Origin of the sequence: Saccharothrix sp. NRRL B-16348, assembly GCF_001280085.1 — a bacterium.
Classification (GTDB): Bacteria; Actinomycetota; Actinomycetes; order Mycobacteriales; family Pseudonocardiaceae; genus Actinosynnema.
Map to the genome: position 1 here is coordinate 68,474 of NZ_LGED01000214.1, position 12,190 is coordinate 80,663.

A 12,190-nucleotide genomic window follows, 5' to 3' on the forward strand; every position below is an offset into this window, starting at 1 on the left:
GTCGGGCCACCGACACTGTCGGCCTCCCGGATGTGATGAAGGCCGCCCCGAACCTTCGGGGCGGCCTCCGTCAGTCGTTCAAGATCACGCGATCAGGTGATGTCCTTGCGCTGAGTGGCCGCCCAGCCGCCGAGGAAGAACAACCCGGACCAGACGAGGAAGATCAGGCCGCTCAACCACCAGTCGAACGCGCCGAGCGCGCCGGCGAACGCCCGCAGCGCCTCCACCATGTCCTCGGGCACGACGCCGGCGTTCGACAGGAACAGGGACGACGCCACCGAGCCGGTCAGGCCGTTCACCGCGCCGTTGGGCAGGAAGCCGATGACCTCCGGCAGGCCCTGCGACGCCAGCACGAGCTGGATGCCGTTCTCCACGATCAGCATGTAGAGCAGCAGCACCACGGTGGTGCCGACGACGCTGGTCATCAGCGCGCCGACGCCGACGCCGAACATGGTCATCAGGATCGACGACAGCACGCCGACACCGGCCAGCGCCAGCCAGCCGCCCGCGTCCGGCAGCGAGCCCGCGTCCGACGTCAGCGCGATGCCGATGCTCACCGAGGCCACGATCGCGATGCCGAAGATCGCGCCCCACAGGATGTAGACGATCATCTTCGCGCCCAGCGCCGAGACCCGGTTGGGCGAGGTCAGGAACGTGGTGGTGATCGTCTTGCGGTTGATCTCGTTCGCGATCGCCAGGCCGCCGAAGATCATCGGGAAGATCGTCGCCACGTTGATGCTGCGGGCGATCCCGAACACCGACATCTGCCACTGCGACGGGTCCACGTTGAGCAGCGAGGCCAGCTCTTCGGCGTCCGAGCTGTTCATGAAGTCCGAGACGGTCTTGAAGATCGCGCCCGTGCCGAGCGCCCAGCCGAACGCGAGCAGCACGGTCGGGATCATCAGGCCCCACCACAGGCCCGTGGTGGTCGTCTTGCGGAACTCCGACTTGATCAGGTTGCCCATCACGCACCGCCCCCGAGGCCGCCCTGACCGTGTTGCTGACCGTACGGGTTGTCCTGCGGCGGCTGCTGGGCTCCCGGTGGTGGCGCCTGGTAGTCCTGCGCGGGCTGTTGGTACTGCTCGTAGCCCTGCGGTGGCTGCTGGTACTGCTGCTCGTAGCCCGGCGGCGGCTGTTGGTAGCCCGCAGGCGGCTGCTGGTACTGCTGCTGGTAGCCCTGCGGCGGCGTCTGCTGGTAGCCGGGCGGCGGCTGCTGGTAACCGGGCGGCTGCTGGTAGGCGACGGGCTGGGCGTACTGGCCCGGCGCCGCGTACTGGCCGTTGGTGAGCTGGAAGAACAGCCGCTCCAGGTCGGCCTTCTCCTCCTGGATGCCGTAGACCGACACGCCCGCCTTCAACGCGGTGTCGGCGACCTGCCTGGCCTCCACGCCGGTGACCGCGATGCGGCCGTCCGGCAGCTGCTCGATGCCGGTGATCCCGTCCTCGCGCAGCGCCGCGACCAGCGCGCCGGTGTCCGACGGCTGCACGAGCACGCGGCCCTGCTGCTGGTCGCGCAGGTGGTCCAGCGGCCCGTAGTACATGGTCTGACCGCGGCTGATGATGACCACCTGGTCGACGGTCTGCTCGACCTCCGCCAGCAGGTGGCTGGAGATCAGCACGGTCCGCCCGCTGCGCGCGTAGGACTGCAGGAACGTCCGCAGCCACGCGATGCCCTCCGGGTCCAGCCCGTTGGCCGGCTCGTCGAGCACCAGGATCTGCGGGTCGCCGAGCAGCGCGGTGGCCAGGGCCAGCCGCTGCTTCATGCCGAGCGAGAAGCCGCCCGCCTTGCGGTCGCCCGCCGCGCCGAGGCCCACCAGCTGGAGCACCTGGTCGGCCCGCGAGTCCGGCACGCCGATCGCGGCGGCGTAGACGCGCAGGTGGTTGCGCGCCGTGCGCTTGGGGTGGAAGCCCTGCGCCTCCAGCACCGCGCCGACCACCCGCGCCGGGTTGCCGAGCTGGCTGAACGGCCTGCCGTTGATCAGTCCGATGCCCGCGGTCGGGGTCACCAAGCCGAGCAGCATGCGCAGCGTCGTCGTCTTGCCGGCCCCGTTGGGACCGAGGAAGCCGGTCACCGAACCGGGTTCCACTGTGAAGCTGAGGTTCTGCACCGCTGCGACCGGACCGAACTGCTTGGTCAAGTTCTGCACCACGATGCGGCCTGTGCCGTCGTGCACGCGTCCCTCCCGAGTACTCCTACCGGGCGTCATCCTGCCCTAGGAGGGTCACTCGGGGAGGGCGTGCCGTGGTTTCGACGCGACCCTGGGTATCTCGGCGGTCGTCTCGACGTCCTTCGAATGGCGCAGCGTGCGCAGCGGACGGCGGCGTTCGCGGTGCGGCAGGCCGTCGCCGATGAGGTGCTGGTGCGCCATCGTCCAGACCTGGCACGGCCACTTCTTGTGCCGCAGGATGCCGGGGCACGCGCCGCAGCGGCCGTCCGGATCCGGTTGGTGCACGGTCAACAGCAGCCGCCAGCCGTCGGCCAGGCGGTGGATCTCGGACCGCGCGAGCGGCACGAGGGCGTCCGCCTCGCCGGTCTCGGCGGCCTCGTCCAGCAACGCCAGCCGGCGCATCACGGCGGCCCGCAGTGCCTCGTCCACGCGCCTCACATCCTGTCGGCGACTTGGTCGAGCAGGCGGTGCAGCCTGCGCGTCTGCGTGACGGACATCACAGCGGACTCGCCGGGTGGCGCGACCAGCAGGACTCGGTCGTTCTCGACGAGCACGGTCATGGACCGGTCCCGCCCGAACGGGTCGTGGCAGTCGATCCAGCCCTCGGGTTCAGCCATCTGCGCTCCGATCGGAGGTGGCGCGGCAGAGCGCCGCGCGAGCGGACGACCCCGCTCGCCTGGCTGCGGGGTTCCCGCCCTGTCCATCGGTCGGAGGGCCGTCGTGACTTACCTGTTATCACCCAAGTTCACTCGATTGCTTGAGCGCGCACACAGCGTGTTGCCACCGCCGGGCGAAATCTCCGCCGGATCGGTGGGGCCGCTGGGCAGAGCACCCTGTTCCCGGCTAAGATTGGTCACGCGGCCCGCTCCCAGTGACCCCCAGGCTGGTTGAGCGGGCCGTCTTTCTTCGCCGAAGGGCCCCGCTCACAGCACGTGAGCGGGGCCCTTCGCGGTAGACCGGTCAGAAGTCGAGCGGCGTGTGGGTCATCCCGTGCGCCTGCGCGACCGGCAGGTTCGTCAGCAGGCCCTGGTGCGCGTTCAGACCGAGCGCCAGCGATGCGTCCGCGCGCAGTGCCGCCTCCCAGCCCTGGTCGGCCAGCGCGACGGCGTACGGCAGCGTCACGTTGGTCAGCGCGTAGGTCGACGTGCGCGGCACGGCGCCGGGCATGTTCGCCACGCAGTAGAAGACGGTGTCGTGCACCTGGTAGGTCGGGTCGGCGTGCGTGGTCGGCCGCGAGTCGGCGAAGCAGCCGCCCTGGTCGATCGCGATGTCCACGAGGACGGCGCCGGGCTTCATGTCGGCCACCAGCTCGTTGCTCACGAGCTTCGGCGCCTTCGCGCCGGGCACCAGCACCGCGCCGATGACCAGGTCGGCCTCGCGGACGGCCTCCTCGACGGCGTACCGGTTGGACGTCACGGTGCGCAGGCGGCCCTGGTACATGGCGTCGACGTGGCGCAGCCGGTCCACGTTGGTGTCCAGGACCTGCACGTCCGCGCCCATGCCGACGGCGATCGCCGCCGCGTTCAGCCCCGCCACGCCGCCGCCGATCACGACCACCCGCGCCGGGTGCACGCCGGGCACGCCGCCGGGCAACACGCCGCGCCCGCCGGACGGCTTCATCAGCGAGTACGCGCCCACCTGCGGCGCGAGCCTGCCCGCCACCTCGGACATCGGCGCCAGCAGCGGCAGGGCGCCGTTCGCGGTCTGCACGGTCTCGTAGGCGACGGCGGTGGTGCGGGAGTCCAGCAACGCCCGCGTCAGCGGCCGGTCGGCGGCCAGGTGCAGGTAGGTGAACAGGACCTGCCCCTCGCGCAGCCGCGGGTACTCCTCGGCGATCGGCTCCTTGACCTTGAGCACCAGGTCGCCCTCGGCCCACACGTCGTCCGCGCTCGCCAGCACCTTCGCGCCCGCGGCCAGGTACTCCTCGTCCGTGATGGCCGAACCGAGGCCCGCGCCGGTCTCGACCACCACGTCGTGACCGCGCTGGGTCAGCTCGTGGGCGCCCGCCGGGGTCAGCGCGACGCGGTACTCGTGGTTCTTGATCTCGCGGGGAACTGCGATCCGCACGGTGGGCTCCTTCGGCCGTTGTTACACCAAAGGTCCGGTAACGGGTTTTCGGTGTCATCGTGCCGGGCGCACCAACGCGCCCCTGCGGCGTTGTGCTGATCGAACAAGCCCGACGGTGCGTTGACACCTGTCGGGCCGGGCACCTAGCGTGCGGGCCAACCAACTGAACATCGGCCGCGGCGCGCAGGAGCGCCGGAACCCGCGCGGGAGAGACCTCGGTGAACGTGCCGGGGCGCCGAAGGAGCAAGTACCCCGCACACTCTCAGGCAGCGAGAACCGCTCGGGTGAGGCGACTCTGGAAAGCGTGCTCAACGGCGCGCACCCACGGTGCAAGCCGGGTCGGATCGACGGTCAGCCGTCGCGTCGGCGCGGCGAAGCTCTCAGGTCCCAGGACAGAGTGGGGCTCTGGTGGACCTTGCCCTGAGGGAGCGCTGTCGTGACTTTTCCGGACAACCTGCTGTACACGCCCGAGCACGAATGGGTGGACTGGGCGCCGGGTACCCAGGACCCCGTGGCGGTCGGCATCACGTCGTACGCGGCGGAGTCGCTGGGTGACATCGTGTTCGTGGAGCTGCCCGAGGTCGGCGCCGTGGTGAAGTCCGGCGAGGTGTGCGGCGAGCTGGAGTCGACCAAGTCGGTCAGCGACCTGTACGCGCCGGTCGGCGGCGAGGTGGTCGAGGTCAACACGGCGGCCGTCAACGACCCGTCGTTGATCAACAACGACCCGTACGGCCGCGGTTGGCTGTTCAAGGTGGCCGTGACCGACGCGTCCGGGCTGCTGACCGCGGCGAAGTACGCGGAACTGACCGGGGACTGACGTCATGGCGATCAGCGTGTTCGACCTGTTCTCCGTGGGCATCGGACCGTCGAGCTCGCACACGGTCGGCCCGATGCGCGCGGCGATGATGTTCGCCGAACGGCTGCGGCCGTCCTCGGCCTCGGTCGACCGGGTGCACGTCGAGCTGTTCGGCTCGCTCGGCGCGACCGGGCACGGGCACGGCAGCCCCAAGGCGGTGCTGCTCGGCCTGGAGGGCTGCCGACCGGAGGACGTCGACCCGGCGGAGGCCGACCGGCGGGTGGCGGAGATCCGCGCCACCGGGCGGCTGCGGCTGGCCGGCGTGCGGGAGATCGCGTTCACCGAGGACACGGACCTGGTGATGCACCGGCGGAAGTCCTTGCCGCTGCACCCCAACGGCATGAGCTTCACCGCCCGCTCGGGTGACACCGTGGTCGACTCGGCGGTGTACTACTCCGTCGGCGGCGGGTTCGTGGTGGACGACACGGCCACCGGCGCCGACCGGATCAAGCCCGACGAGACACCGGTCGCGCACCCGTTCCGCACGGGTGACGAGCTGCTGGCGCGGTGCCGGGAGACCGGGCTGTCGATCAGCGAGGTCATGCTGGCCAACGAGCTGTCGTGGCGCGACGAGGCGTCGGTGCGCTCGGGTCTGCTGCGCATCTGGGACGTGATGCAGGAGTGCGTCGAGCGGGGCTGCACGCAGACCGGCGTGCTGCCCGGCGGCCTCAAGGTGCGGCGGCGCGCGGCCGAGATGCGGCAGCGGATGACCGCCGAGCACTACGCCACGGACCCGTTGCGGGTGATGGACTGGGTGACCCTGTTCGCGCTGGCGGTGAACGAGGAGAACGCTGCGGGTGGCCGCGTGGTGACCGCGCCGACCAACGGCGCGGCCGGCATCGTGCCCGCCGTGCTGCACTACTACACCCGCTTCGTGCCGGGCGCGTCCGACGACGGCGTGGTGCGGTTCCTGCTCACGGCGGGCGCGGTCGGCGTGCTGTTCAAGGAGAACGCGTCGATCTCCGGCGCCGAGGTCGGCTGCCAGGGCGAGGTGGGTTCGGCGTGCTCGATGGCCGCCGGCGGGCTGGCCGAGGTGATGGGCGGCACGCCGGAGCAGGTGGAGAACGCGGCCGAGATCGCCATGGAGCACAACCTGGGGCTGACGTGCGACCCGATCGGGGGATTGGTGCAGATCCCGTGCATCGAGCGCAACGCGTTGGCGTCCATCAAGGCGATCACGGCGGCACGGATGGCGCTGCGCGGCGACGGCTCGCACTTCGTGTCGCTGGACAAGGTCATCAAGACCATGCGTGAGACGGGCAAGGACATGAAGGACAAGTACAAGGAGACCGCACGCGGCGGCCTCGCCGTCAACGTCATCGAGTGCTGACCCGGGCGCGGGAGGTGGCTGGTCGGCCGCCTCCCGCGCCGCCGGGCTAGGGCAGCACGGCCTCGATCGCCTTCACGACGGCCTCGTCCTCCGGCTCGGTGGTCGGTCGGAACCTCGCGACGACCTCGCCGGACGGCGCCAGCAGGAACTTCTCGAAGTTCCACTGGACGTCGCCCGCCGCGCCGTCGGCGTCCGCGAACGCCGTCAGCTCGGTGTACAGCGCGTGCCGGGACGGGCCGTTCACCTCGATCTTCTCGAACAGCGGGAACGTCACGCCGTACGTGGTGGAGCAGAACGTGGCGATCTCGTCCGCCGTGCCCGGCTCCTGCCCGGCGAACTGGTTGCACGGGAACCCGACCACGGAGAACCCCTGCGCCGCGTACCGCTCCTGGAGCCGCTCCAGGCCCTGGTACTGCGGCGTCAGCCCGCACTTCGAGGCGACGTTCACCACCAGCAACGCCTTGCCCGCCAACGTGCCCAGGCTCGACGGCTCACCGGACAGCGTGCGCAGCGGGATGTCGTGGATGCTCATGCCCGCGAGGCTACGTGCCGCTCGACGAGCGCGCGCAAGGCCGTCATCTCCGCCGCCAACGCCGCCCGGCCCGCCGCCGTCACGCTGACCCACGTCCGCGGCCGCTTGCCGTCGTAACCCTTCTCGACCGCCACCAGCCCGGCCTGCTCCAGCACGGCGATGTGCCGCGACAGGTTGCCCGCGGTCAGCTCCAGAGTGGACCGCAGGTAGCCGAACTCGACCCGCTTCGCCTCGGCCGCCACGGTGAGGATGCCCAGCCGGTGCTTCTGGTGCACCACGTCGTCCAGCGACGCGGTCGGGTGGTCAGCCACGCCGCAAGCCCCTCAGCCCACCGACGACCAGCACCGACCCGGGCAGCACGACCACGCTGCCCAACGACCACGTGCCGGGCGTGACCGCCTCCAGCGGCGTGAAGGCGGCGGACACGCACAGCGCGACCAGGTACCCGGCGGTGATGGTGGTGAACCGGGTGCTGCCCTCCAGCGCGGCCAGCACCACCAGGCCGAGGCCGATCGCGATGAACGGCCCGATCGCCGGCTGGTCGTGCTGGAGCACCGCCGTGCCCAGCACGGCCGTCGTCAACGTCACCGCGCGCGGTGCCCGCCGCCGCCACAGCACGGTCGCCGCGGCGAGCAGGATCAGCCCGGCGCCCGTGCCCGAGTAGAACCTGAACGGCAGGTGGTCGAGCGCCAGGCCGACCACCGGACCGCCGAGGCCGATCGCCAGCGCGCCGAGGTAGCCCCGTGTGGACGTCTCGATGCCCACCCGCGCACCACGCCTGCGGTACCACCACACCGTCGCGAGACCGCCCACCACCAGGACGACCGACCAGTACAGGCCGAGCGCCACCGGGTACCGCACGTCGAAGCCGTGCGACGCCGACCCCGGCGCGTACAGCGGCACGGCCAGGAACGACGCCACGCCGAAGAACAGCAGCGGGAACGGGTAGGCGTGCCGGTCCTCCCGCGCCCGCCGGCGCAGTTCGGTCAGGTCGTCCAGCAGGTCTGCCACCCGGTCAGGTTTGCACCGCAAACCAACCCGCGTCAACCGCGTGGTCGGAAGATGGTCACCACCACCCGCAGCCCGAGCAGCACGCTGATGACCAGCAGGTTGTAGCCGAACACCTGGAACAACGAGATGCCCGGACCCACCTGCGGCCCGCCGTCCGCGCCCAGCAGCAGCACCGCCATCACGCCCGCCGTTGCGCCCAGCACGGTCAGCATCACCTGGTGCAGCAGCGAGACGATGAACTGCCGGTCGCGCTCGTCGGCGAACAGCCGCATGCTCAGCCCGAGCCGCCCCTGCTCCAACGCGCTGGAGATCCGGTCCGCCCGCCGGGGCAGGCGTCGCAGCATCGGCAGCATCGCGTGCAGCTCCTCGGTCACCGTGCGCCGCAGCGACTCCGGCGTGAGGTGCGCGCTGAACTGCTTGTCCGCGAACGACCGCGACTCGACCACGATGTTGAACCCCGGCGACAACGCGCCCAGCGTGCCCTCGACCGTGGCCAGCGCCCGGAACACCGCCGCGATCTCCGGCGGGATGCTCAGCCCGTACCGGTAGACCAGCTTGAACAGGTCGCCGAACATCTCCACGTCCGGCCGCATCCCGGTGCTCAGGTGCCGTGCCATGAACTGCCCGAGCGCGCGCTCCAACTGCTGCTCGTCGATCTCGTCCGGCCGGGTCACCAGCTCCAGCAGCGCGTCACGCAGGCCTGCCGGGTCGCCGTGGTCGATGGCCAGCAGCAGCTTGCCGAGCGCCGACCGCAGCTGCGCGTCGATCCGGCCGACCGAGCCGAAGTCCAGCATGCCGAGCCTGCCGTCACCCAGCAGCATGATGTTGCCGGGGTGCGGGTCGGCGTGGAAGACGCCGTTGACCATCACCTGGCGCAGCAGCGTGTCCAGCAGCGTGCGGGCCAGCGCGTCCCGGTCCACGGACTCCATCGACGCCGACCGCACCGGCACGCCGTCCAGCCGCTGCATGACCAGCACGCGTGCCGTGCAGAGGTCCTCGTGCACGGCGGGCAGCACCACGTCGGCGCCGTCGGACGCCGCCCGCACGGCCGCCAGGTTCCGCGCCTCGACCCGGAAGTCCAGCTCCTCGCGCAACGCGGCGGAGAACCCGGCGGCCAGGTCGCGCACGCCGATCGCCTTGCCCCACCGCGTCTTGTCGTGCAACGTCGACGCGAGCCGGTTCACGATGTCCAGGTCGCCCTCGGCGACCCGCCGCACGCCCGGCCGCTGCACCTTCACCACCACGTCCTCGCCGGACTTCAGCCGCGCCCGGTGCACCTGCGCGACCGAGGCGGCGGCGATCGGCCGTTCGTCGAACTCGGCGAACACGTCCTCCGGCGGCTGCCCCAGCTCGGCCACCAGCACCTCGCGCACGGCGGGCCACGGCGCGGCGGGCACCTTGTCCTGCAGCAGCGTCAGCTCGTCGACCACGTCGGGCGGCAGCAGGTCCGGCCGCGTGGACAGCACCTGGCCGAGCTTGACGAACGTGACGCCGCCCTCCTCCAGCGCGAGCCGCAGCGACCGCGCCAACCGGGTGTCGGTGCGCTCCCGGCCGCGCAGGTACGGGCCCAAGCCGCGGCGGAACGCGATCGCGGTGATCCGCGTGTAGCGGCGGGTGCGCGAGATCCGCCCGCGCAGCGCGCGCCACCACTCGGTCGGCGGCGGGATCGACCCGGTCGGCACCACGATCTCGGCGAACGTGAGCAGCGCGATCATCATCAGCAGCGCGATGCCGATCTGCACGGTCGCCAGCGCGGGCGTCGTCTCCGGGCCCGGCATGGCGCTCAACGCGGCCTGGCTGGACGACAGCCCGACCATGCACGCGAGCGTGGTGCGGATGAGGCCGACGTGCAGCCCGAGGATGCGCCGCGCGGCCAGCGCCATGCCGAGCACCAAGGCCAGGAACGTCAGCGGAACGCCGACCGTGTACAGCACGAAATCACCCATACGTCTTCCCCCAAGCGGTTCGCGCGGAGGATAGAACGGTCCGGCTGAGACGGTGCGTGGTGAGCGCAGAGCTCCGATCACTCGGATGGCTCAGGCCGGGTGTTCACCCGGTAATGGTCTGCGGAGAGCCCTGTGGTGACCCCATTTCACGAATGTGAAGAAGGTTGACGATCGGTGGTGGAGTCCCTACGGTCGCCTGAGAGGTCCGAGGACCTTCGCAGTATCCCGTGGAGGGCCACGACTTCGGCGGCGGTGTCGGCGGCCCTCCACGGGTGTGCGCGCGGTCGGGTTCGGCTCTGCCGGGTCGGGAGCCGTCCGGCCCGGCGTCGTCAGAAGTCGAACACCGGGCCGGTCTCCGCGCGCATCACGCACGGGTTCGCGAACTCCGCGTCGAACGACCGCGTCTCGCCGCGCCACGTGCCGGACGCCGTGACGCGCACCGGGTCGTACTCCAGCGTGCACAGGGCCTGACCGGTCGACAGGCCGCCGACCTGGCCGTCCACAGAGGACAGCGCCAGGCAGGCCTCGTCCGCCCTGGGGTGCAGGCCACCTGCGGGTTCGCAGGTCAGGTTCGAGAACAGGAGCGAATCGCCGCGCTGCACGCTGAGCACGAAGCTCGACTCGGGGGCGGAGAACGCGGGGATCAGTGCGGCGATCGCCGCGAACAACGGGAGTGGTGCCATGCTCCACAGCGTGGCCGCCGATTACCGCTCAACTCCAGACATCTCACCGGATCGTGTGGTTTCCGGCAAGATCGAATCGGGTCGGCCGGTCGCGGTTGCGCTACTCGCGGGTACCTGCGAACGGCGTGCGGCGGTGTGAGCTGGCTCACGGTCGAGGTGGGCTGCGCGCCCAGGCGGGCCAGGGTGGGTGAATGGCTTCCGAGGTGCGCAGGGTGGCGCTCGCCAGTTCCGCGGGCAACGCGGTGGAGTTGTACGACTTCCTGCTCTACGGCACCGCGTCCGCGCTGGTGTTCGACAAGCTGTTCTTCCCCTCCTTCGACCCGCGCATCGGCACGCTGCTGGCGTTCGCCACGTTCGGCGCGGGGTTCCTGGCCCGGCCGCTGGGCGGGGTGGTGATCGGTCACTTCGGCGACCGCGTCGGGCGGCGGTCGATGCTGGTGCTGACGTTGACGGCGACCGGGTTGTGCACGGCGGCGATCGGGCTGCTGCCGACGTACTCCTCGATCGGGCTCGCCGCGCCGTTGCTGCTCGTGCTGCTGCGGGTGGTGCAGGGGTTCTTCCTCGGCGGCGAGCAGGGCGGCGCGACGTTGATGGCGGTCGAGCACGCGCCCGTCGGGCGGACCGGGTGGTACGGCAGCTGGACGTTCCTCGGGTCGCCGATCGGGCTGCTGCTGGCCAACGGCGCGATGGCGGCGTCGACCGCGGTGTCCGGCGACGCGTTCCTGAGCTGGGGCTGGCGGGTGCCGTTCCTGTTCAGCCTGGTGCTGGTGGGTGTCGGGCTGTACGTGCGGCTGTCGGTCGAGGAGAGCCCGGTGTTCCGCGAGGCGCGGGAGACGGTGGGCGCGGTGCGGCTGCCGGTGGCCGTCGTGCTGCGGCAGTCGTGGCGGCAGGTGCTGCTCGGCGCGGGCGTGAACCTCGGGTTCAACATGTTCATCTTCGTGGTGGCGACGTTCGCGGTGTCGTACGGGACGCGTCAGCTCGGGATGCCGCGGGGGACGTTGTTGACGGCGGGGCTGATCGGGGCGTTCGCGCAGGCGGTGGCGATCCTGGTGTTCGCGCGGCTGTCCGACCGGGTGGGGCGGCTGCCCGTGATGCTCGGCGGTGCGGCGTTCCTGGGTGTGTTCGCGTTCCCGCTGTTCTGGCTGTTGGAGACGCGGTCGCCGGGGTTGGTGGTGCTGGCGATGGTGGTGGCGTTCTCGGGTTCGGCGGCGGTGTTCGGCCCGATGCCCGCTTACTACGCCGAGCTGTTCGGCACGCGGGTGCGGTACAGCGGGGTGTCGTTGAGCTACCAGCTGGGCGCCGTGCTGGGCGGCGGCCTGTCGCCGGTGGTCGCGACGTGGCTGCTGGGCCTCACCTCGAACCACGCCTCGTGGCCGATCTCCGTTTACCTGATCGCGGGCGCCGTGATCAGCTCCCTCTCCCTGCTGGCCATCGGCGAAACCCTCCGCCACCCCACCAAAACCCCCACCTAACGCCGCGTGTCGAACACTCAGAACGCGCGTGTCCTACGTTCGGAACGCGCGTGTCCTACGTTCGCGTACCCCGAGTTCAACGCTCAGAACAAGATCGACTGTTTCGGAACGCGCGTGTCCTACGTT

The 12,190-nt window shown here is 71.0% G+C and carries 13 protein-coding genes and 1 riboswitch; of the genes, 3 read left to right on the plus strand and 10 right to left on the minus strand.

Annotated elements, in window-relative coordinates; translation table 11 throughout:
• Positions 1-92: 92 nt before the first annotated feature.
• The 5 genes from ADK67_RS28410 to ald all read right to left on the minus strand — a co-directional run bounded on the left by ADK67_RS28410 (position 93) and on the right by ald (position 4,234).
• Positions 93-965: an ABC transporter permease subunit gene (locus tag ADK67_RS28410; RefSeq protein ID WP_053719585.1), complete on the minus strand. Its 873-nt coding sequence runs from the start codon at positions 963-965 to the stop codon at positions 93-95.
• Positions 965-2,173, minus strand: coding sequence for an ABC transporter ATP-binding protein (locus ADK67_RS28415; protein ID WP_053719586.1), 1,209 nt, complete (start codon positions 2,171-2,173; stop codon positions 965-967). The genes ADK67_RS28410 and ADK67_RS28415 overlap by 1 nt, the downstream gene beginning before the upstream one ends.
• 48 nt (positions 2,174-2,221) lie before the next feature.
• Positions 2,222-2,596: a hypothetical protein gene (locus ADK67_RS28420; RefSeq protein ID WP_082403942.1), complete on the minus strand. Its 375-nt coding sequence runs from the start codon at positions 2,594-2,596 to the stop codon at positions 2,222-2,224.
• A 5-nt stretch (positions 2,597-2,601) separates the two neighbouring features.
• Complete coding sequence (locus ADK67_RS28425; RefSeq protein ID WP_053719587.1) at positions 2,602-2,784, minus strand: hypothetical protein; 183 nt, start codon at positions 2,782-2,784, stop codon at positions 2,602-2,604.
• A 343-nt stretch (positions 2,785-3,127) separates the two neighbouring features.
• A complete protein-coding gene (gene ald, locus ADK67_RS28430; protein ID WP_053719588.1) occupies positions 3,128-4,234 on the minus strand; it encodes an alanine dehydrogenase in 1,107 nt (368 codons plus the stop codon).
• A gap of 194 nt (positions 4,235-4,428) precedes the next feature.
• A riboswitch (glycine riboswitch) is annotated at positions 4,429-4,523 on the plus strand.
• 147 nt (positions 4,524-4,670) lie between these two features.
• Here ald and gcvH point away from each other — a divergent pair.
• Complete coding sequence (gcvH, locus tag ADK67_RS28435) at positions 4,671-5,051, plus strand: glycine cleavage system protein GcvH (protein ID WP_053719589.1); 381 nt, start codon at positions 4,671-4,673, stop codon at positions 5,049-5,051.
• A gap of 4 nt (positions 5,052-5,055) precedes the next feature.
• Positions 5,056-6,420, plus strand: coding sequence for an L-serine ammonia-lyase (locus ADK67_RS28440; RefSeq protein ID WP_053719590.1), 1,365 nt, complete (start codon positions 5,056-5,058; stop codon positions 6,418-6,420).
• Positions 6,421-6,466: 46 nt separating this feature from the next.
• Here the strand turns inward: ADK67_RS28440 and ADK67_RS28445 are convergent, their stop codons facing one another.
• From ADK67_RS28445 to ADK67_RS28465, 5 genes are all read right to left on the minus strand, one after another.
• Positions 6,467-6,952, minus strand: coding sequence for a glutathione peroxidase (locus ADK67_RS28445; RefSeq protein WP_053719591.1), 486 nt, complete (start codon positions 6,950-6,952; stop codon positions 6,467-6,469).
• Positions 6,949-7,263, minus strand: a complete 315-nt coding sequence (locus ADK67_RS28450) for a transcriptional regulator (protein WP_053719592.1) — start codon at positions 7,261-7,263, stop codon at positions 6,949-6,951. Before ADK67_RS28450 ends, ADK67_RS28445 begins: the two co-directional genes overlap by 4 nt.
• The gene (locus ADK67_RS28455; RefSeq protein WP_053719593.1) at positions 7,256-7,963 is read right to left on the minus strand and encodes a hypothetical protein; all 708 of its coding nucleotides are present in this window, start codon (positions 7,961-7,963) and stop codon (positions 7,256-7,258) included. The genes ADK67_RS28450 and ADK67_RS28455 overlap by 8 nt, the downstream gene beginning before the upstream one ends.
• A gap of 32 nt (positions 7,964-7,995) precedes the next feature.
• Positions 7,996-9,909 (minus strand): ABC1 kinase family protein, encoded by a 1,914-nt coding sequence (locus ADK67_RS28460; protein ID WP_053719594.1) that lies wholly within the window; start codon positions 9,907-9,909, stop codon positions 7,996-7,998.
• A gap of 329 nt (positions 9,910-10,238) precedes the next feature.
• Complete coding sequence (locus tag ADK67_RS28465; RefSeq protein WP_053719595.1) at positions 10,239-10,592, minus strand: SSI family serine proteinase inhibitor; 354 nt, start codon at positions 10,590-10,592, stop codon at positions 10,239-10,241.
• Between the two features lie 191 nt (positions 10,593-10,783).
• On the opposite strand from ADK67_RS28465, the gene ADK67_RS28470 reads away from it, so the two are divergent.
• The gene (locus ADK67_RS28470; protein ID WP_053719596.1) at positions 10,784-12,064 is read left to right on the plus strand and encodes an MFS transporter; all 1,281 of its coding nucleotides are present in this window, start codon (positions 10,784-10,786) and stop codon (positions 12,062-12,064) included.
• The last annotated feature ends 126 nt before the right edge of the window (positions 12,065-12,190 follow it).

Coding starts and splice junctions, on each gene's coding strand:
- ADK67_RS28410 (WP_053719585.1), bottom strand. CDS start 965: ATGGGCAACCTGATCAAGTCGGAGTTCCGCAAGACGACCACCACGGGC.
- ADK67_RS28425 (WP_053719587.1), bottom strand. CDS start 2,784: ATGGCTGAACCCGAGGGCTGGATCGACTGCCACGACCCGTTCGGGCGG.
- ADK67_RS28440 (WP_053719590.1), top strand. CDS start 5,056: ATGGCGATCAGCGTGTTCGACCTGTTCTCCGTGGGCATCGGACCGTCG.
- ADK67_RS28445 (WP_053719591.1), bottom strand. CDS start 6,952: ATGAGCATCCACGACATCCCGCTGCGCACGCTGTCCGGTGAGCCGTCG.
- ADK67_RS28460 (WP_053719594.1), bottom strand. CDS start 9,909: ATGGGTGATTTCGTGCTGTACACGGTCGGCGTTCCGCTGACGTTCCTG.
- ADK67_RS28465 (WP_053719595.1), bottom strand. CDS start 10,592: ATGGCACCACTCCCGTTGTTCGCGGCGATCGCCGCACTGATCCCCGCG.
- ADK67_RS28470 (WP_053719596.1), top strand. CDS start 10,784: ATGGCTTCCGAGGTGCGCAGGGTGGCGCTCGCCAGTTCCGCGGGCAAC.